This window comes from Lysobacter capsici (genome assembly GCF_018732085.1).
In the GTDB taxonomy this organism is placed as follows: domain Bacteria; phylum Pseudomonadota; class Gammaproteobacteria; order Xanthomonadales; family Xanthomonadaceae; genus Lysobacter; species Lysobacter capsici_A.
In genome coordinates this window covers 2,636,237-2,655,578 of sequence record NZ_CP076103.1, presented here as the reverse complement: position 1 = coordinate 2,655,578, position 19,342 = coordinate 2,636,237, and the positions used below count along the sequence as shown (strand labels likewise).

The window sequence follows — 19,342 nt, the reverse complement described above, 5'->3', positions numbered from 1 at the left end:
AGCGCGGATCGGCTCACACGTATTGCGTGGATGCGCCTATTTGTGACGGTGTTTGCATTCGCTTGATGGCGTTGCATCGGCGGCCGCTCGCCGAGATGTAGTCGGCCGCCAAGACGTTGAGGATGTCGATGCAAGACGCGCGTCACTGCACGCTGCACCGGGCGACAGGCCTCGACACATACGCGCTTCGATCAAGCCGCGACGACCGCGCCGCGCATATCGCGACGCGCCAAGCGCGTCTCACGCAGGCTCGCAAGCGCCACGGACAAAGCAGCAGACAGAAACGAGAACGCATGGCATGGCCGGATTCACATGCCCGCACGGTGGCCGCGATTGCACGCAGCAAATTGCCCGTCAAAAATGAGAAGGCCCAGTCCTCGAGAGGTTTCTCGGGTGGCCGGGCCTTCCGTGTCGGAGCGATTGCATCGGGCTTGCGTCCGTTGGTTTTTCTCCGACGCGTGCAGGATATCGCCGCCGTCGTTAGCGGCCGATCAAGATTTCGTGTAGCCGCCGTCGATCAAAATAAATCCGCGCGACGCAGGCAAGTGCCCTCGACTGCATTTACTTCGACCACGGCCACCAGCCGCGTCCGGTCTGCGCATAACGATCGGCGGCGCGCTCGAAGCGGTTGCGCACGCTGATTCCGCCGCACAGCAGATACAACGGCAGGAACAGCGGCCCCAGCACCATGTACTGGTAGACATGGGCGCGTTCGTGATCGGCGAGCTTGATCGGCGGCTCGGTGCGATGGCCGGCGTCGTGGGCGTAGGTGTAACAGGGCGAATCCAGATCCTCGCCGGTGTGCAGCACGACATTGCCCAGGGTGATCGCGCCGCCCGGGCCCCACGGCCAGTGCTGGAACACCAGCGCCAGATCGTCGCGGCGCAGACGCGGCCGCGCGCCGAACGGGATGGCGAACACGCCGGCGATCAACCCCAGCGCCGTCACCGGCGAGGTCCAGAGCATGCCGAGCACGGCGCCGGCGATTCGCAGCAACGCGCCCAGTCAGCAGCCCTCTTCGGGCATGAACAGCCACAGGATCAGATACAGCAGGGCGACCGGCAGTACGAAGGTGGCCAGGGCCAGCACCACGAAGGCGCCGCGCACGATCACCGGATTCCAGCGCAGGCGCAGGGCGAGGCCGCCGGCCACGCCGGCGATCATGCGGTCGTGCCGGGAGCGGCAGAACCGGGGCGTGGCGTTGTTCATTCCTCGCCGTCTCCGAAGCTCACTGCAGGTCCGCGATCAGTCTAGCGCGTCACGGTGATGGCGTCGTCGCCGGCCGGGCGGCGCGCAGCTGAACCAGTTTGGCTTTCAGCCAGGCCGCCGAGGCGACCGGCGCGGCGTTGCCGCAGCGCACCCGGTACGGCTTGCCGCTGAAGCTGCTTTCGCTGCCGGCGCGTTCGATGAACAGCTCGGCGGTATCGGCCAGATCGCGCTTGCGCAGATAGGCCAGTTTCTTGCGCAGGTGCGCCTGCGCCTCGCCCGAGTCGTACCAACTGCCGTTGCGTTCGAACTGGCAACCCGAACTGCCGAGCGCCTGGATCAACTGCTCGGTTTCGCGCACGGCCTGGGCCGACGGCGCGGCCTGGGCGGCGATGGACGCGGCGCCGAGCACGGCCGCGGCGAATATGGCGAGACTGCGGGGACGAAAGGCGGCGACGCGTTGATTCATGGGGCGGTTCTCGCTGGCCGACTGTGTACCCCGCGGGGACGGGGGACGGGGAACGGCAATGGTCGATGGTCGATGGTCGATGGTCGATGGCGCGGAGCATGGCAGCGGCCATGTCCGCGAGATGTCGAAGCACGGTATGCCTCGGATGGCGTCGTCTGTGGCCGAATTGTTTGTGGTGAGGTGCGTGGCGATCTGAGCGGAAAGCGTCGGGCCTGAAGGCCCTCCCACAAAAGAAGGCCCCCCACAAAAGCCGGAAGGCCCTCCCATAAAAGCCTGGAGGCTCTCACACAAGAGAAAGACTCGGTGCTTGCGCCGCGGCGGTTGGTCAGTGCTTGGCCAGCCAGGGGCCGACCACCTTGATCCAGATCGCGTAGCCGGTGCGATTCATGTGCAGGCGGTCGGCCAGGAACAACGCCTCGCGCGGCTCACCGCTCGCATCGAGCATCGGCGTGAACACGTCGAGGTAGTCCACGCCCTGCACGGTCTTGATGTAGTCGCCGATCAGCGCATTGGCCTGGACGACCTGCGGCAGTATCGCCCTGCGCGAGGGACTGGGCTTGATCGACACGAAGCCGATGCGCGCCTTCGGCGTACCGGCCTGCACGCGCTGAACGAACGCGGCGAAATCGTCGCGCACCTGCTGCGGGCTGCGGCCTTCGTTGAGGTCGTTTTCGCCGGCGTAGAACACCACCGCGCGCGGCTGGTACGCGTTGACGATGCGATCGGCGTAATACACCGAGTCGTAGACGCGCGAGCTGCCGTAACCGCGATTGATCGACACCACGCCGGGGAAGTCTTCGGCCAGGGTGGTCCAGTAGCGGATCGAGGAACTGCCGACGAACACCACCGCGCCGGGCATGCGACGAACGCGCGCATCCTCGGCTTCCCACGCCTGCACGGTCGGTTCCCATTCGCGCGAGTCGCGAGGCGCGGCGCCTTCGGGTGCCGCTGCGGCCGGGGTGGTGGTGGCGGAATCGGTGGCTGCCGCCGCGGTCTGGCGACCCGGCGTGGCCGCGCAGGCGGTCAGCGCGAGAATCAGCAACAAGCTCAGGATTCTATGCATGCGGGTGTTCCGAAGTCGGTCTGAGTCAAGACTAACCCGGGCGACGTAAGTGGATCGTCATCGCCGAATCGCAATCGCGACCGACCACTCGCCGCAGCGAACCAAAACCCCTCTCCCGCTTGCGGGAGAGGGGTTGGGGTGAGGGTCTGCGGCAGCCGATCGAATAACCTCCGCTTCGCGCCCGCCCTCATCCGGTCCTTCGGACCACCTTCTCCCGCCAGCGGGAGAAGGGATAAGCGGACGCGGTGAACGTACTGAGATCCTCGCTTGCGCGAGACGCAGAACTCAACGCGACCGCTGCGCCAGCCAGTCGTGAATCGCGCTGGGCACTTCGCGCTGGGCGCGGCCGGACACGTAGATGCCGATGTGGCCGCCCTTGAACGACAGTTCGCTGTAGTCGGCGGTGCCGACCAGATCGGCCAGCGCCTTCGATGCGGCCGGCGGCACCAGGTGATCCTGCTCGGCGTAGATGTTCAGCACCGGCATGTCGACATAGCCCAGGTCGACCGCGCGGCCGCCGATGTCGATGCCGCCGTTGACGAAACCGTTGCCCTGGTAGAACTGCTTGATGAACTGGCGGAACGCCTCGCCCGCCTGATCCGGCGAATCGAAGATCCACTTCTCCATGCGCAGGAAATCCTCGAGCGCGCGCTTGTCGTCGAGAATGTCGATCAGGCCGACGTACTTCTGCACGAACAGCCGCCACGGCTTCAAGGTCAGGTAGCACCAGTTCATGACATCAGCCGGGACGTTGCCCAGGGTGTCGACGAACTGGTCGATGTCGAGCCCGCGCGTCCAGTTCGACAGCATGTTGTCGCCGGTGTGGAAATCCACCGGCGTGACCATGGTGATCAAGTTGCGCACCTTGGCCGGATTCAAGGCCGAATAGCACAGCGAGAACGCGCCGCCCTGGCAGATGCCGAGCAGGTTGATGGCATCCAGTCGGTATTCGCGGCGCAGATGATCGACCGCGCCGCCGAGGAAACGCTGGATGTAATCCTCCAGTTCGAGATAGCGATCGGAACGGTCCGGATAGCCCCAATCGAGGATGTACACGTCCTCGCCGCGCTCGAGCAGACCGCGCACGATCGACTTGTCCGCCTGCAGGTCGACCATGTACGGGCGATTGACCAGCGCGTAGGCGATCAGCAGCGGCACTTTCGCGGTCGGTGCCTTGTCGCCGCGGAAGCGGTACAGCACGACCTTGCCGTCGCGCCACACTTCTTCGCGATCGGTCGCGCCGTACTGGATGTCGCCCACATCGCGCAGGGTGTCCAGGCCCGCGCGCAGCTTGTTCTGCGCGGCCATCGCCTCGTTGGCCAGCGATTCGGCGCTGAAATTGATCGGTGCGGTCATCTCAGCGCGCTCCCTTCTTGGCGGTTTGCGCGGCCTTGGCCGGCCTCGGCGCGCTCGCCGCGCGCGGCGTGGCCGGCGGCTGCGGACGCGCGATCGCGGTTTTCTTCGCCGCCTTGACGGGCGCGGGTTTGGGCTGCTTCAGCGCCGGCTTGGTCGCCGCGGCCGGAGCTGGACGCGAGGGCTTGCCCGCGGCCTTCTTCGCTGCGGGCTGAGACGCTGCCGGCTTCGCCGCGGGTGTCGCCGCGGGTTTGGGCGCAGGTTTGGCCGCGACCGGGCGAGATTCGCGCGGCGCCGGCTCGCGCGCCTGCTGCACTTCATCGCGCAGGCGGCGCAGTTCGCGTTCGAGCTGAACGATCTTGCGATGCGCGGCGTCGATCTCGGTGCGGGTCGGCATGCCGAAACTGCCGCTGGCCTGTTCGATTTCCTTCTGCACGCCGGCGCGCAGGCGCATCTGCGAATTGACCAGCGCGGCGTAAGCGTCGCGGAAACGCGGCGACAGCGCGATATCGGCATAGGCTTCTTCGGCCGCGTCGATCCACAGATCGAACAACGCGCGCGCGCTGCCGATCTGGCGGCCGGGTTCGCTGCGCTCGGCCAGTTTGTCTTCGAAGCGCGAGAACGCGTCCTGGCCGGCTTCGGCCATCAGCGCGTTATAGGCCTGGCTCTGCTTCTGGTAATCGGACTGCGCCTGCAACAACTGCTGCACGCGCTCTTGATGCTCGCGCGAGAAACCGAACGCGGGCAGACCGAGCAAGGACTGCCCCTGGCTCTGCAAGCGTTCCAGGAACGGCCCCATCTGCTCGGCCCAGCGGCCGAAATCCTGCTGCCCCGGCCCGCGCATCGCGCTCAACACATCGGCGAATGGATTGGCGCCCTGCCCGCCCAGCGCCTGCTTCCAGGCACCGGCGATGTCGCCGGCCGAGGCGTCGCTGCCGGCGAACTGCGAGGCCAGTTTCTGGATTTCGCCGAACCAGCCGCGCGCCTGGCTGTTGAAACGGTCCAGGGTGTCGTCGACCTGCGGCTGCCCGCCCTTGGCCAATTGCGACCACCAGCTCACCGCCTCGTTCCAGCCCGGCATCGACGGCTGCTGCGCCGATTGCGGCGCCGCGCCGCGCATCATCTCGCCCCATGCGCCCCAGTACTGTCGCGCGAGTTTTTCGAAACCGGGCTGATTCATGTCGGCGCCTGCGCCGAAGAAATCGCCGGGATTGTTCGAACCGAAACCGAAATTCGCCATCACCGCCTCCGTGGTTTGCGCCGATCATAGCAATGGCGTGTTGCCGGGCGCGTGGATGCGCGCGGGCAGTTCGTGAATACGGTCGTGGGCTTGCGGGAAATATGTGCCGCGTCGGGCGCGTTTGCTTCTGTTTGAAGGCGAAGGCGGATCGTCACGGCCTGCCTTGCAATGGGGAATGCATTCGACGCGACTTATCACGAGGCGACGAACCTTCGAGCCGAAGCGGCGCGGCTTTTGCCCGCCTTAGAAGAAGGGGGCGGCGTGTGCGCAGTACGCGCGGGGGATTTGAGGATTTGCTTTTGCTCGCGGCTAAAAGCAAATCCCCCTAGCCCCCCCCCTTTTGCAAAGGGGCGGAACGCATTCGTGCGGCTCGCAGGGGAACGCATTCGTGCGACTCGCAGCGATGCCATGAAATCGCGCCACGACAAAGACGCGAACGATGCGTCAAACGCCCAGCGACACTCAGGGCTTGGGAATATGCAGTGTCTTGCTGATCATCAACGATCCCGACAACGCGAACATCAGCACCAGCGGATGAAACAGCCACGGGCCGAGCCGATACCCGCCGAACCACAGATCCGCGCCGATCGCGCCCTGCCAGGCCGCGACCGCGAGCACGATCACCAGCAGCAGGCTGGTCGGAATCGGCGTGCCTTCGAAATACTTGACCTTGCCTTCCTCGCCCGACATCGCCTCGGCGGTGACGTTGTAGCGCGCCAGACGGCTGACGCCGCAACCGACGAAGTAACTCAGGATCACCCAGTCCCAGCCGCCCTGCAGGCCGCAGGCGTAGGCCAGCGCGGCCGGCGCGACGCCGAACGAGATCACGTCGGCCAGCGAATCGAGTTCGCGGCCCAGGGTCGAGGACGACTTGCGCCAGCGCGCGACCCGGCCGTCGAGCGCATCGAAGATGAAGGCCAGCGGGATCAACGCCATGCCGATCATCAGGTCGCGCACCCCGCCTTCCTGCAGGAAACGCATCGCGGCGAAGATCGCGCCGGTGCCGCAGAAGGCGTTGGCGAGGGTGAACCAATCCGCGAGGTGGAATTCGCGAAGCATCGAAAAATGGCGCGGCATGCGGCTCGGCTCCAGGGCGAACGGCGCGTTCGCCGTTCAGGGTGTGCGCCCAGCCTGCCAAAGCCGGTGTGCAGGCCGCAAGAGGCCGAAGTCGCAATCGGGCCACGCGCGCCGGGCAAATCCAGGCTGCGCCAAGGTTTTCGGCGATTCGCCCGGCACGGCGCGGTGGCGAGGATCAAGCCGTCATCGATCGGAACACGGCTGCGGCCGCGCCCTATGTCGGCGCGGCTGTCAGTTTCAGCGCGTTGATTCCCGATCGTCGGCGCCGCGAAGTCGAACGCGGCGATTCGACCGCGCACTCCATCCAACAACCCAACGCGATCGGATTACTTCGGCACCGCCAGATTCTCGATCGTCAATGCCTTGCCGGCACGCGGCGAGTTCGCCACCACCGCATCCGCCGGCAGCGGCGTGCCTCGATCGAGATGCGCCTCGACCCGATCGAGCGCGGCATACACGTACGGCAACAGCGGCAGATAGCGCGCGCCCATCGCCGGCAAGCCGAGGAAGGCGTCGAAATGCTGGACGTTGCGAACTTCCCAATAGCGCACTTGCGCGCCGGCCTTGCGCGCCATCGCGACATACGGCGCGCTGCTGAACGCCGGTGGGATCAAGCCGTCGTCGAGCCCATGCACGACCACGATCGGCAGGTCCTTGCGCGGCGCGGCGGCGCGGGTGTGCTCGATGCCGGCGCGCACGCGTTCGTGCGCGCGCTTGAGCGCGGCGCCGTATTCGGGATACGCCGCTTCGCCGCCGAGGATCTCGCCGCTCCACAACTCGCGCAGCGCCGCCAGCGGCGCCAGGCGCTCGCCGCCGGCCGGGCCGAACAACTGCACGCCCGCGCCCGGCGGAATGCCGCTGGCGTCGGACCACCACGCGGCGCGTTCGCTCTCGCTCGCGGCGCGTTCGGCGGCCGGCGCGGTGGCGCTGGCCGGGGTCGCGGCGGCATAGGCGTAACGCACCCAGGGCTGATCCGGATCTTTCGTCCGCGCCTGCCCGGCCGGTGCATAGCGGCCATAGGCGGAGGCATACGTCGCCGCCACCGCGCGCCACAGGTCGAAATTCACCGACAGCGCGCCGGCGCGCAGCGCATCGTCGCTCCAGCCGTTGGCGTGCATGCGTTCGTAGGCGGCGTGCGCGCGAACTTCGGTGCTCGCCTGCCTGGCCGCATCGCCGAGCAGGCCGAGGCCGGCGACGTAGCTGCAGAACGATTCGGCGCTGTCGCCGGTGATCGGCGACACCGGCGCGGCCGCCAGCGGCTTGTGCAGCAGCGCGCACGGCATCAGCAAGGCCGCTTCGGTGGTGTAGTCGTACAACGGCCGCGCGCCGGCGACGTAGACGTTCGGCTCGCCGGCGACCACCGCGTCGAGCCACGGCGTGTCGTTCAATTCGGCCGCGCGCAACACCGCGCCGCCGCCGTTGGAGATGCCGACCGCGATCACCCGCGTGTTCGCGTCGGTGAACGGCGCCTGTTCGGGAAACGCCTTGTCCAACGACGCCAACGCGAATTGCGCGGCCTGGCGTACATGCCGGCCCCAGTCGGCCTCGGGATTGTCCTGCGAATGCGCATGCTTGAACGCGATGCCTTTGCCGCCTTCGCGCTGGCTGGCCTTCGGCGTAAACGCGAGCCCGCCTTCCGAGGCCGGACCGACCGTACCGTCGGCGCGCACGCCCATGCCGGCATCGAGATCGAAGTAATCGGTGCCCGCGCCCTTGTCGGTGTAGGCGACCGCGCATCCCTTGGGCAGGCCCCAGGCGCCGGCGACCGCGATCGAGCCGTAGATGCCGCGCGATCCCGAGGAGGCGCTAACCACCACGCAGCGTTTTTTCGTATCGAATGCATCGGGCACCTGCACCAGCACGCGATGCGGCTGGCTGGCGCCGGCCACGGTCGCGAACGCGCTGTACTCGCGGCCGGGAACCGCCGCGGTGCTGCCGTACAACTCGCCATAGCCGCCGCCCGGCGCGAGATCGGCGATGCCGCGCCAGTTCGCCCACAGCGCGCGGCGGCGCAATTCCGCCGGCGTGGGATGCGCCGCGTCGGCGAACGCCGGCGGCACCATCGCGCGCAGGCCGTCGAGGCCGAGTCCGGCGGTCAGCAGATCGTCGTGTTCGCCGCGGTGCTCGGTCTGGCGTTGACTGCTGAACATCGGGGTGGCGTCCTTGGCGTTTTTTGCAGCGGCGGTGCGCGATTTGGCCGCAACCGCAGCCTGCGTGGCCAGAGAAGTCATCAAGATCAGGGCGGCGCTGGCCGCGGCGGTGCGTAGGATAGAGGCGCTCATCCGGGCAGCCTAGCAACTCGGCGCGCCGGCCTCATCGTACTTTGGTACAGCGTTTGTCGACGCTTTGCCTATCCTCGCCTCGACATGACCGACCATCTGCCTAAACCCGATACCCGCGCGTTCCTGGTGGGCGAATGCGATCCGTGGCCGACACGCGCGGACATGGTCCACCTGCTGTACCTGGCCGGACTCGACATCGAACAAGGCCATTACACCATTCACGTCCGCGACTGCGAATGCCTCAGCTTCGAAGTGTATGGCGAAGACCTGGACGACCCTGAAATCGAAGGCTCCGCCTCTACCTACGAGCGGCTTGTGAGCGACGCGCGCTTGCTGTCGGCGGCGCTGACCGGGTCCGGCGTACGCCATTGGCTGCAGCTTTATCAGGAGCAGGACCAACCCTTGGCCTTGCTGCATCACGATTGGCCGGACGGGGGCATTTACTGACGCATGCGGTTTGGACACCGCCGGAACCGAGGCTCGTCCGCCGCTATCGCCTGCTAGGCTAAGCCGATGCCGACCCTGCTGATCGCCGACGACCATCCGCTGTTCCGCGCCGCGCTGCGCCAGGCCGCCGCCGACGCGGTGCCCGATACCGTGGTGCGCGAGGCCGGCACGCTCGACGATGCGCTGGCCGCGCTGGAAGCCGAACCCGGCATCGACCTGGTCCTGCTGGACCTGCACATGCCCGGCAACCACGGCCTGGCCGGACTCGCCGCGATCCGCGCCCAGTACCCGGGCACCGCGGTCGCGGTGGTGTCGGCCAACGACGATCCGCGGGTGGTGCGGCGCGCGCTCGATCACGGCGCGGCCGGTTATCTGCCCAAGAGCTCGGGCCTGGACGAACTGCGCGACGCGATCCGCGCGGTGCTGGCCTGCGAGCAATGGCTGCCGGCGGCGTTGCGCGCGGCGGTCGCGCGCACCCAGAGCGACCGCGGCGACGCCGACCTGGCCTCGCGCCTGGCCAGCCTGTCGCCGCAGCAGTTCCGGGTGCTCAGCCTGGTCGCGCAAGGCCTGCTCAACAAGCAGATCGCCGATCGCCTGGACGTGCAGGAACGCACGGTCAAGGCGCATCTGTCGGCGATCTTCGACCGGCTCGGCGTGCGCAACCGCACCCAGGCCGGGGTGGTGCTGCGCGAACTGGAACTATCGGACCCAGCGCGGCGGATCGAGGACTGACCGCGGCCGCGCCCGGCCGACCAGCCTGCGGTCCTGCGATACGACCCAGTCCCCGTAAAGCCCCTCTCCCGCTCGCGGGAGAGGGGTTGGGGTGAGGGAAGCCGCCGCCTCGCCCGCAACCCCCGCCGCAGCTCCATCCAGGCCGAGGTTGTCCACACAGCCTGTGGACAAACCTGCGGACAGAATGCGGCGCGACCCCGAAATGCGCTGCTGCACAAGCATTGCAAGAGGGTTGGCGAAAAAATGACCACGGCAATCGACTGACTTTCCCAACATGATGAACGACCGGGCGATGCCGCCTCCGGCGCAGCCCGGGTGCATCAACGCGCGATCGCGGCCGGACCGGACACCCGCCGTCACCGTCTCGCGCCCGAGTCGACCGACGCAGGCCGGCCCGCGCTAGCGTTCCACCCCACCCGCCGCCAGCAACCGATCCAGCACCGACTTCAGCGCCAGCGGCTTGACCGGCTTGGTCAACAACGACAACCCCACCGCATGCACCGCCTGGCGCACGCCGGCGCCGCCGTCGGCGCTCAGCAGCAAGGTCGGCCGCGCGCCGAATTCCTCGCTCAGGCGCTGCGCCAAGGCCAGTCCGGTGTCGTCGTCGTCGAGATGGAAATCGAACAGCCACAGACCGGCGGCGCGTTCGCGCATCGCCCGGCGCGCACCTTCGCCGTCGGCCGCGGTGACCACCTCGCAGCCCCAGCGCCGCAGCACTTCGGACAACGCCGACAAGGCTTGCGGATCGTTGTCGACCGCGAGCACCTGCATGCCGCGCAGACCGAACGCGAGCGCGCTCGGCGCGGCGCCGTGCGCGGCCGAGGTCGCATGCATCGGCGTCGGCGTTCGCGGCAATCGCACCGCGAACGCGGTGCCATGGCCGAGACGGCTGTGCAGGGTCAGCGGCGCATGCAACAGGTCGGCGATGCGGTCGGCGATCGACAGCCCCAGCCCGAGGCCCTGCCCCGGCGCGTTGTCGCCGCGGCGGAACTCTTCGAACATCACCCGCTGCAGTGCCGGTTCGATGCCCGGGCCGCTGTCATGCACCTCGATCGACAGCGCGCCCTCGCGCCTGCGCACGCCGAGCAGCACCCGGCCGCTGGCGGTGTAGCGCACCGCGTTGGCGAGGAAGTTCTGCAACACCCGACGCAGCAGCTGCGGGTCGCTGCAAGTCCACGCACGCGAAGCGACATAGCGAAAACGCAGGCCACGCGCGGCGGCGATCGCGCCGAACTCCGAGGCCAGCGGCTCCAGCACTTCGGCCAGCGGAAACTCGCGCGGCTGCGGCACCAGGCCGCCGGCCTGCAGGCGCGACATGTCCAGCAGGCCGTTGAGCAGATCGCCGGTGGATTCCAGCGCGCCGGCGATCTGGGTCGCGGTCTCGCGCTGGGTCGGCTGGTCGAGCTGCTGGGCCAGGGCGTCGGTGAACAATTGCGCGGCATGCAGCGGCTGCATCAGATCATGGCCGACCGCGGCGAGGAAGCGGCTCTTGGCCTCGTTGGCGCGCTCGGCCTCGCGGGTGGCGACCTGCAGATCGGCGGTGCGTTCGACCACGCGTTGTTCTAGAGTTTCGTTGGCCTGGATCAATCCGGCTTCGGCGCGACGGAACGCGGTGACGTCGGTGAAGGTCGCGACGAACCCGCCGCCGGGCATCGGGTTGCCGCGGATTTCGATGATGCTGCCGTCGGCGAACACACGTTCGGACAAGTGCGCGGTGCCGGCGCGCATGAACGCCAGGCGCCGCTGCAAGGCGTGTTCGAGATCCTCGACCGGCGGCAGACGCTGCATCGCCCAGCGCGCGAGATCGGCGATCGGCCGGCCCACCTGCAACAACTCGGGCGGATAGCCGAACAGTTCGGCGTAGCGGCGATTCCACGCGACCAGGCGCAATTGCGCGTCGACCACGCTGATGCCCTGGCTCATGTTCTGCAACGCCGCTTCCAGCACGCGCTGGTTGAAGCGCAGGTCGGCCGAGGCTTCGCCGACGATCGCCGCGACCGTGTCCAGATCGCGCCCGGCCTCGCGCCGCGCCGCGTCCAGCAGCACCCGCGCCGAGGACGAGCCCAGCACCGCGGCGAGTTCGCGCTCGAGTTCGGCCTCGATCGCCGCCGCGACCGGATGCCCGGCCGGCGCGTCGTGCAGCAACTGGGCGACGCGTTCGCGCGGCAGGAAACGCAGGCCGGCATCGCGCAGGGTCTGCGCATCGAGCCCGCGCCGCGCGCTGCGCGGCAGTTCGCGCCGCCACATCGCCGCGAGCACGGTCGCCAGCGCGCCGAGAAACAGGCTGGCGCCGACCGCGCGGCCGAGCCGGCTCCAGCCGGTCAGACCGAACAGGCTTTCCGGCGCGAGCCACGACCAACCCAGCGGCCCCTCAAACAGCCACGCCGGCGCCAGGCCGCGCGCTTCGTACAGCATCGGCAGCAGCAACACCCAGGCCCAGGCGGCGAACCCGACGGCGATACCGACGATCGCCGCGCGCGGCGGCGTGTGCGGGCGCCACACCGCGAACGCCAGCGCCGGGGCCAAGGTCGCCAAGGCCGAGAACGACACCGCGCCGACATCGGCCAGCGCCTCGCTGCCGGCGATCAGGCGGCTGTAGCCCCACGCGAGCAGCATGATCGCGACGATGCCGGCGCGCCGCAGCGCCAGCACGCGCCCGCGCAGGTCGCGGTTGCGCGCCCACGAACCGCGCAGCAGATTCGGCGCGAACCAGTGGTTGCCGATCATCAGGCTCAAGGTCAGGGTGCTGACCACGACCATGCCGGTGGCCGCGCTGAGCCCGCCGAGGAAGGCGAACAAGGCCAGGCCCTCGTGCCCTTGCGACAGCGGCAACGCGAGCACGTACAGATCCGACGGCACCTGCGCGCCGAGCAACGACTGCCCGACCTTGGCCAGCGGCAATACCGGCAAGGCGATCAGCAGCAGGTACAGCGGGAACTGCCAGCGCGCGGTGCGCACGTCGTCTTCGTCGCGGCATTCGACCACGGCGACATGGAACTGATGCGGCAGGATGAACATCGCCAACCCGCCGAGCAGCACCAGCGGCGCGAACCCGCCGGCCGGCGGCGTCGGCGCGGCTTCGATCGCGGCCTTGGGCAGATCGTCGAGACCGAACCAGACGAACGCGCCGAGCGCGAGCATCGCGGCGAGCTTGAACACCGACTCGAACGCCATCGCCAGCACCAGGCCGCGATTGTGCTCGGCCGCGCTGGCGCGGCGGGTGCCGAACAGCATCGCGAACAAGGCCATCGCCAGCGCGACGTACAACGCGCTGTCGCGCCACGCCGGCGAGGCGACGCCGTCGGTGGCCTGGGTGGTGAGCATCGCGAAACTCATCGCCACCGCTTTCAATTGCAGCGCGATGTAGGGAATCAGGCCGAGCGCGGCGACCAGGGTGACGATCGCGGCCAGCCACGCATCCTTGCCCAGGCGCGTGGCGATCAGGTCGGCGAGCGAGGTCGCATTAGTCTCGCGCGCCAGCTTGACCAGCTTGACCATGAAGCTCAGCGCGAGCGCGTAGAACAGGATCGAACCGAGGAAGGTCGGCGGCAGCGGCCAACCGTAGCGCGCGGCCTGGGTGACGGTGCCGTAGAAGGTCCACGAGGTGCAATGCACCGCGAGCGACAGCGCATAGATATGCCGCCAATGTTTGGCCAGCACCGCCGGCCGGCGTTCGGCGAACAACGCCGTGCCGAACATCAGCGCCAGCCAGGCCAGGCTGGCCAGGGCGACGGTGGTGAGGCTCAGCATGGCGGGGTGCGGGGGCGCATCGGCGGAGGATAGCGCGGGGAGTGGCCTTGGGTGCTGTGTGGGTGCTGTGGGTTTGGGTGCTGATGCGGGAGGAGATTACGTAGTGGCTTGAGCGGAAAGCGAATCCCCCCTGCCCCCCTTTTCCAAAGGGGGGAAAAGCACGGGCTGAACCAGGGCGCTAGGTACTGCAATCGCCTTCGCCGTCGCAGTCGCAGTCGCAGTCGCAGTCGCCGTTGGTATTGCCATCGCTATTCCGGTTGCTACTGCAGTTGCTATTGCCGTTGCTATTGCCGTTGCTACTGCTATTGCCGTTGCTATTGATCTCGTTATTGCTATTGCCATCGCAACGAAACACCACATCCCACCGAACCCACCTACCGGGTTCCCCCCTTTGGAAAAGGGGGGCCAGGGGGGATTTGCTTTTGCTTTTGCTGTTACCTCGCAAACGACAACCACCCAAAAAGCAAAACCCCCGCTCTTCCAAGCGGAGGTTCGCCCAACCCGATGATCGTCACCCCACGACCGCGAACACCGCGGCCGCCTCAGCCGATCAGAAGTCGTACTTCATGGACAAGGAATACTGCCGCGGCGCACCGTAGAACCCGGTGTAGACGCCCAAAGCCGAATTCAGGCTGTAACCGGTGGTCCGGTATTCCTTGTCGGCCAGATTGCTGCCCTGCAGGGACAGGCTCCACGGCCCCTTGCTCTTCCAGGTCACGCCGGCATTGATCAGGCCGTAACCGTCCTGGGTGATCGGCAAGGCGCCGGTGCGCACGATCTCGGTGGTGGCGACCACGTCGCTTTGATAGCTGTAACCCACCCGCGCCGACAGGTTGCTGCCGTCGGACAGCTCGGTGCGGTATTCCACGTTCAAGGCGCCGGAGAACTCGGGCGCGTTGGTGAACTCCTGCTCGTTGGCGATGTTGACGCCGGCGTACAGGAATTCGTCGTACTTGGCGTCGAGCCAGGCGAGGTTGCCCGAGATCAGCCAATGCTCGTTCGGCAGCCATTGGTACTCGACTTCCAGGCCCTGCACGGTGCCGGAACCGGCGTTGGTGAAATCGCCGAAGAACGCGTCGTTGGTGCCGTCGCCGTTGCTGTCGTAAGAGGTGAACACCGACAGCTGGATGTCCTTGTACTTGTTGTGGAAGTACGACAGGTTCAGGAACAGGCGCTGGTCGAAGAACGCCATCTTGCTGCCGACTTCAAAGCTGTCGACGACCTCGTCGTCGAACGGCTCGGCCGAACGCGGCACCGCCGTGGCCTGGGCGCGGATGTTGTAACCGCCGGACTTGAAGCCGCGCGTGGCCAGGCCGTACAGCAGGATGTCGGGCGCGATCTGGTAATCGAGCGAGACCTTCGGCGAGGTGTTCTTGAAGTTGATCTTGCGGTCGAAGTTGGCCGCGACCGCGCCGTTGGGAATGGTGAAGCTGGCATCGCGATAACCGCGGTTGAGCACCTTGGCGCGCTTGTCCTCGTCGGTGTAGCGCGCGCCGACGTCGAGCTTGAGCTTGTCGGTCAGGTCGAAGGTCCAGTCGGCGTAGGCGGCGATGGATTCGGTATAGACCGTGCCCTGGGTGTCGCCGAAGCTGAGGTTGAAGAAGTTGTTGAGCACCTGGCCGCCGGCTTCGCCGTCGAAGGCATAGATGCCCATCACGCCGCGGGCGCGGCCGCCGCCATCAAAGTTCGCCTGCAGTTCGTGGCTGACCTGCTGATCGCTGTAGAACGCCTTCACGTCGGCGATCTTGTTCTGCAGGGTGTCGAAGTCGATGTTGGTCTCGGTGTCGGACTCGCGCTTGGCCAGCACGTACTTGAAGCTCCAGTCCTCGCTGGCGCGCCAGTTGACCGTCGCCGAGGCGCCCTTGATCGTGGTGTCGTTGACGTTGGGCATGCCGCTGCGGATGTCGTAGCGCGAATCCAGCGGCGCGGTGCCCGGGGCGAAGCGGTTGGGCGCGAGCATCTTGGCGCCGCGCACGCCGGACTGGTCGTCCATCCAGTCGAACGCGAATTGAATGTCGAGCGCATCGCTGACGTAGGCGCCGAGGTTGCCGCGCAACGCCAGCACTTCCTTGTCGCTGACGTCCTGCTTGGTGACCACGTTCTCGCCGAAGCCGTCGCGGTTGAGGCTGGCGACCGAGATGCGGCCGCGCAAGGTCGCGTCGCCGCCCTGGGTGCTGCCGCCGATCGGGCCGGCGACCGCGGCCTTGACGTCGAGCTGGCCGTAGTTGCCGACCGTGACCGAGGCGAAGCCGTCGAGCGAGGTCGGCAGGCCGCGCGAGATGTACTTGATCGCGCCGCCGATGGTGTTCTTGCCGTACAGCGTGCCCTGCGGGCCGCGCAGCACTTCGATGCGCTCCACGTCGAACACGTCGAGCAATGCGCCCTGCGGACGGGCGATGTAGACATCGTCCATGTAGATGCCCACGCCCGGGTCCACGCCCCACAGCGGATCGGACTGGCCGACGCCGCGGATGTAGGCGGTGATGGTGCTGCTCGATCCGCGTGCGGCGTAGATGGTCAGGTTAGGCACCTGCGCGTCGAGGTCGCTGATGTCCTCGATATTCATCCGGTCCAGCGACTCGGCCGTGAACGCGGTGATCGCGACCGGCACTTCCTGCAGGGTTTCCTCGCGTTTGCGCGCGGTCACGGTGACCCCGCCGAGGGTCTTGGCCTGCGCCGGCTCCGGCGCGGCGTCCTGGGCCCAGGCGGCCGGCGCCAGCAACACCGCGGCGATGGCCAGGCACAAGCCCTGACGTTGGATCTGCTTGCGCGCTTTCAGCTTGCTCGTACTCACGTATGTCCTCTCCCCTAACCCAAATGGCGCCAAAGCGCGCGGCTTGAAGCCTGCGCGCGAGCGGTCGCATCGCCGCCACCGCCGTCGTTGTCGCGTGCATCGCCCTGCGACACAAGCCGCGACGTTCGCGCCTGCCACGCGATCGGCGACCCGCATCCGTGCGCGGCCTCCATGCCGGTCCTGCAACGACGGTGGTGGAGGCGAGCTCCCCCGTTACCGGGCAAAGCCTAGGAGTCCGCCGCCGCCACCGGCAGCTGTACCTTCGGACAATGCCCCGCCCGGCCGCGCATGCCGACACTGCGCGCAGCGTTGGGCGCCGCAGCCCGCGGTGTCCGCTGGGGAATCGAATCGATGGCGTTTTTGATCGTGCTGGCCGCTCTGTGCTTCCTGATGTACGTCGCCTACCGCGGCCACAGCGTGATTCTGTTCGCCCCGGTGGCCGCGCTCGGCGCGGTGCTGCTGACCGACCCGACCCTGGTCGCGCCGATGTTCACCGGCCTGTTCATGGACAAGATGGTCGGCTTCCTCAAGCTGTATTTCCCGGTGTTCCTGCTCGGCGCGATCTTCGGCAAGCTGATCGAGCTGTCCGGGTTCTCCAAGTCGATCGTGGCCGCGACCATCCGCATGCTCGGCCGCGAACGCGCGATGCTGTCGATCGTCGCGGTGTGCGCGCTGCTGACCTACGGCGGGGTGTCGCTGTTCGTGGTGGTGTTCGCGGTGTATCCGTTCGCCGCCGAGCTGTTCCGTCAGAGCGACATCCCCAAGCGCCTGATCCCCGGCACCATCGCCCTGGGCGCGTTCACCTTCACCATGGACGCGCTGCCGGGCACGCCGCAGATCCAGAACATCATCCCGACCTCGTTCTTCGGCACCGACACCTGGGCCGCGCCGTGGCTGGGCGTGATCGGCGGCGTGTTCATCCTGATCGTCGGCCTGTCGTACTTGAACTGGCGGCGGCGCGCGGCGCTCAAGGCCGGCGAAGGCTATGGCGAGAACCTGCTTAACGAGCCGGCGCCGTTCGAAGGCGGCAAGCTCGCGCATCCGCTGCTTGCGATCCTGCCGCTGGTGCTGGTCGGCGTGGCCAACAAATGCTTCAGCGTGTGGCTGCCGCAGGCCTACGGCAAACAGCACAGCTTCGATCCGGCGGTGATCGGCGACGCCGCGCCGGTGGTGCAGGACGTGTCCAAGATCGCCGCGATCTGGGCGGTCGAGGGCGCGTTGCTGATCGGCATCGCCGCGGTGATCGTGTTCGCCTGGACACCGGTGATGACCCGCTTCGCCGAAGGCAGCAAGGCGGCGATCGGCGGCGCGCTGCTGGCGGCGATGAACACCGCCAGCGAATACGGTTTCGGCGCGGTGATCGCGGCGCTGCCGGGGTTCCTGGTGGTCGCCAACGCGCTCGGCGCGATTCCCAACCCGCTGGTCAACGAAGCGGTGACGGTGACCGCGCTGGCCGGCATCACCGGCTCGGCCTCCGGCGGCATGAGCATCGCCCTGGCGGCGATGGCCGACACCTTCATCGCCAACGCCAACGCCGCCGGCATCCCGATGGAGGTGCTGCACCGCGTCGCCGCGATGGCGTCGGGCGGCATGGACACCCTGCCGCACAACGGCGCGGTGATCACCCTGCTGGCGGTGACCGGGCTGAGCCATCGCCAGGCCTACAAGGACGTGTTCGCGATCACCTTGATCAAGACCGCGGCGGTGTTCGTGGTGATCGGGGTGTTCTACGCGACCGGGTTGGTCTGACCACGCTTTTTGCGCAACACGAACTCTTTGCCGGAGGGGCTTGAGCCCCGACGCTGTTCAATCAGACGCTGCTTAGCCCGCGGCTGTCTGAGAGAACGGCGTCGGGGCTCAAGCCCCACCCACAAAAACTATGCGCCTTCCGCTTGCCTGAGAAAAATCCCGCGCCCGCATCGCCCCGCGCTTACGCCCGACACCCGACCTTGGTTATGCTGGCGCCCTCTTCGGCAGTTCAGGCAAGGAGCCCTACGTGACCATCGGCGAATACTCGCAGATCTTCCGCGGCAAACGCGTCGTCAACTTCAGCATGGGCGACAAGCCCGCCGGCGGCGATGTGGTGTATCGCCTCACCCAGGATTACGACAGCGCCGAAAGCCAGCGCGACTTGCTCGACAGTTTCCTGGCGCAGATCGATCCGTCCACCCTGGAAGCGCTGATCATCGGCGCGTGGAGCGAAGCGCAGGAGCAAAGCCCGCAAGGCTATCTCGACGCGCTGATCGAATACCGCGACCGACTGCCCGCGCTCAAGGCGCTGTTCGTCGGCGACATGACCTTCGAGGACTGCGAGATCTCCTGGATCATCCAGACCTCCTACAACCCGCTGCTGGCCGCGTTCCCGCAACTGCAGTCGCTGCGCATCCGCGGCTCGAGCGACCTGGAGCTGCAGGCGTTCCAGCACGACGCGCTGGAAGAACTGGCGATCGAGTGCGGCGGCCTGCCCAAGACCATCGTCGAGGCGATCGCAGCCTCGACCCTGCCGGCGCTCAATCATCTGGAACTGTGGCTGGGCAGCGACAACTACGGTTTCGACGGCGGCCTGGAAACCTACCAGCACCTGCTCGCGCAGATCGGCCCCGAGCGTCTGCGTTACCTGGGCCTGCGCGATTCGGAAATCAGCGACGAACTCGCGGTATGGCTGGCGCAACAACCGTGGCTGGGGACCTTGCGCACGCTCGACCTGTCGCTGGGCACCATCGGCGATCTGGGCGCACAGGCGCTGGCCGAAAGCCCGAACCTGGGCACGATCGAACGCATCGACCTGAGCCATCACTACATCTCGCCGGCATGGCAGCAGCAGCTGCTGGCCCTGCCCTGCGCGGTGGTGCTCGACGACCCCGAAGAGCCCGACGACGATGGCGACCGCTACGTGGCGGTTTCCGAGTAGTTCATGCCCGCCACGCCC

The 19,342-nt window shown here is 67.5% G+C and carries 14 protein-coding genes; 4 read left to right on the top strand and 10 right to left on the bottom strand.

Annotated elements, in window-relative coordinates:
• Positions 1–561 precede the first annotated feature (561 nt).
• The 8 genes from KME82_RS11180 to KME82_RS11145 all read right to left on the bottom strand — a co-directional run bounded on the left by KME82_RS11180 (position 562) and on the right by KME82_RS11145 (position 8,690).
• Positions 562–966 (bottom strand): hypothetical protein, encoded by a 405-nt coding sequence (locus tag KME82_RS11180; RefSeq protein ID WP_198339021.1) that lies wholly within the window; start codon positions 964–966, stop codon positions 562–564.
• Positions 967–1,005: 39 nt separating this feature from the next.
• Positions 1,006–1,209: a PspC domain-containing protein gene (locus KME82_RS11175; protein ID WP_215498562.1), complete on the bottom strand. Its 204-nt coding sequence runs from the start codon at positions 1,207–1,209 to the stop codon at positions 1,006–1,008.
• A gap of 49 nt (positions 1,210–1,258) precedes the next feature.
• The gene (locus KME82_RS11170) at positions 1,259–1,675 is read right to left on the bottom strand and encodes a DUF5329 domain-containing protein (RefSeq protein ID WP_215498561.1); all 417 of its coding nucleotides are present in this window, start codon (positions 1,673–1,675) and stop codon (positions 1,259–1,261) included.
• Positions 1,676–2,000: 325 nt separating this feature from the next.
• Positions 2,001–2,738: an SGNH/GDSL hydrolase family protein gene (locus KME82_RS11165; protein WP_345777983.1), complete on the bottom strand. Its 738-nt coding sequence runs from the start codon at positions 2,736–2,738 to the stop codon at positions 2,001–2,003.
• A 285-nt stretch (positions 2,739–3,023) separates the two neighbouring features.
• Positions 3,024–4,094 (bottom strand): class III poly(R)-hydroxyalkanoic acid synthase subunit PhaC, encoded by a 1,071-nt coding sequence (locus KME82_RS11160; RefSeq protein ID WP_215498560.1) that lies wholly within the window; start codon positions 4,092–4,094, stop codon positions 3,024–3,026.
• 1 nt (position 4,095) lies between these two features.
• Positions 4,096–5,331: a class III poly(R)-hydroxyalkanoic acid synthase subunit PhaE gene (phaE, locus tag KME82_RS11155; RefSeq protein ID WP_215498559.1), complete on the bottom strand. Its 1,236-nt coding sequence runs from the start codon at positions 5,329–5,331 to the stop codon at positions 4,096–4,098.
• Between the two features lie 462 nt (positions 5,332–5,793).
• Positions 5,794–6,408 (bottom strand): CDP-diacylglycerol--serine O-phosphatidyltransferase, encoded by a 615-nt coding sequence (gene pssA / locus KME82_RS11150; protein WP_046656469.1) that lies wholly within the window; start codon positions 6,406–6,408, stop codon positions 5,794–5,796.
• A gap of 326 nt (positions 6,409–6,734) precedes the next feature.
• Complete coding sequence (locus KME82_RS11145; RefSeq protein ID WP_215498558.1) at positions 6,735–8,690, bottom strand: D-(-)-3-hydroxybutyrate oligomer hydrolase; 1,956 nt, start codon at positions 8,688–8,690, stop codon at positions 6,735–6,737.
• Between the two features lie 84 nt (positions 8,691–8,774).
• Between KME82_RS11145 and KME82_RS11140 the strand changes: the two genes are divergently transcribed.
• Together KME82_RS11140 and KME82_RS11135 are read left to right on the top strand one after the other, a co-directional pair.
• On the top strand, positions 8,775–9,137 hold the full coding sequence (locus tag KME82_RS11140) for a hypothetical protein (RefSeq protein WP_215498557.1): 363 nt from the start codon (positions 8,775–8,777) through the stop codon (positions 9,135–9,137).
• Positions 9,138–9,203: 66 nt separating this feature from the next.
• Positions 9,204–9,869 (top strand): response regulator transcription factor, encoded by a 666-nt coding sequence (locus tag KME82_RS11135; protein WP_036103065.1) that lies wholly within the window; start codon positions 9,204–9,206, stop codon positions 9,867–9,869.
• A gap of 399 nt (positions 9,870–10,268) precedes the next feature.
• On the opposite strand, the gene KME82_RS11130 is transcribed toward KME82_RS11135, so the two are convergent.
• Together KME82_RS11130 and KME82_RS11125 are read right to left on the bottom strand one after the other, a co-directional pair.
• Positions 10,269–13,619 carry a hybrid sensor histidine kinase/response regulator gene (locus KME82_RS11130; RefSeq protein ID WP_215498556.1) on the bottom strand — a complete coding sequence of 1,117 codons (3,351 nt, stop codon included), beginning with the start codon at positions 13,617–13,619 and terminating at the stop codon, positions 10,269–10,271.
• Positions 13,620–14,169: 550 nt separating this feature from the next.
• The gene (locus KME82_RS11125) at positions 14,170–16,413 is read right to left on the bottom strand and encodes a TonB-dependent receptor (protein ID WP_430538817.1); all 2,244 of its coding nucleotides are present in this window, start codon (positions 16,411–16,413) and stop codon (positions 14,170–14,172) included.
• Positions 16,414–16,764: 351 nt separating this feature from the next.
• On the opposite strand from KME82_RS11125, the gene KME82_RS11120 reads away from it, so the two are divergent.
• Together KME82_RS11120 and KME82_RS11115 are read left to right on the top strand one after the other, a co-directional pair.
• Positions 16,765–18,162, top strand: coding sequence for a GntP family permease (locus KME82_RS11120; RefSeq protein WP_215498554.1), 1,398 nt, complete (start codon positions 16,765–16,767; stop codon positions 18,160–18,162).
• 247 nt (positions 18,163–18,409) lie between these two features.
• Positions 18,410–19,324, top strand: coding sequence for an STM4015 family protein (locus KME82_RS11115; RefSeq protein WP_215498553.1), 915 nt, complete (start codon positions 18,410–18,412; stop codon positions 19,322–19,324).
• The last annotated feature ends 18 nt before the right edge of the window (positions 19,325–19,342 follow it).

Coding starts and splice junctions, on each gene's coding strand:
- KME82_RS11135 (WP_036103065.1), top strand. CDS start 9,204: ATGCCGACCCTGCTGATCGCCGACGACCATCCGCTGTTCCGCGCCGCG.
- phaE (WP_215498559.1), bottom strand. CDS start 5,331: ATGGCGAATTTCGGTTTCGGTTCGAACAATCCCGGCGATTTCTTCGGC.
- KME82_RS11140 (WP_215498557.1), top strand. CDS start 8,775: ATGACCGACCATCTGCCTAAACCCGATACCCGCGCGTTCCTGGTGGGC.
- KME82_RS11120 (WP_215498554.1), top strand. CDS start 16,765: ATGGCGTTTTTGATCGTGCTGGCCGCTCTGTGCTTCCTGATGTACGTC.
- KME82_RS11175 (WP_215498562.1), bottom strand. CDS start 1,209: ATGAACAACGCCACGCCCCGGTTCTGCCGCTCCCGGCACGACCGCATG.
- KME82_RS11130 (WP_215498556.1), bottom strand. CDS start 13,619: ATGCTGAGCCTCACCACCGTCGCCCTGGCCAGCCTGGCCTGGCTGGCG.
- KME82_RS11165 (WP_345777983.1), bottom strand. CDS start 2,738: ATGCATAGAATCCTGAGCTTGTTGCTGATTCTCGCGCTGACCGCCTGC.
- KME82_RS11180 (WP_198339021.1), bottom strand. CDS start 966: ATGCTCTGGACCTCGCCGGTGACGGCGCTGGGGTTGATCGCCGGCGTG.
- pssA (WP_046656469.1), bottom strand. CDS start 6,408: ATGCCGCGCCATTTTTCGATGCTTCGCGAATTCCACCTCGCGGATTGG.
- KME82_RS11160 (WP_215498560.1), bottom strand. CDS start 4,094: ATGACCGCACCGATCAATTTCAGCGCCGAATCGCTGGCCAACGAGGCG.
- KME82_RS11145 (WP_215498558.1), bottom strand. CDS start 8,690: ATGAGCGCCTCTATCCTACGCACCGCCGCGGCCAGCGCCGCCCTGATC.
- KME82_RS11170 (WP_215498561.1), bottom strand. CDS start 1,675: ATGAATCAACGCGTCGCCGCCTTTCGTCCCCGCAGTCTCGCCATATTC.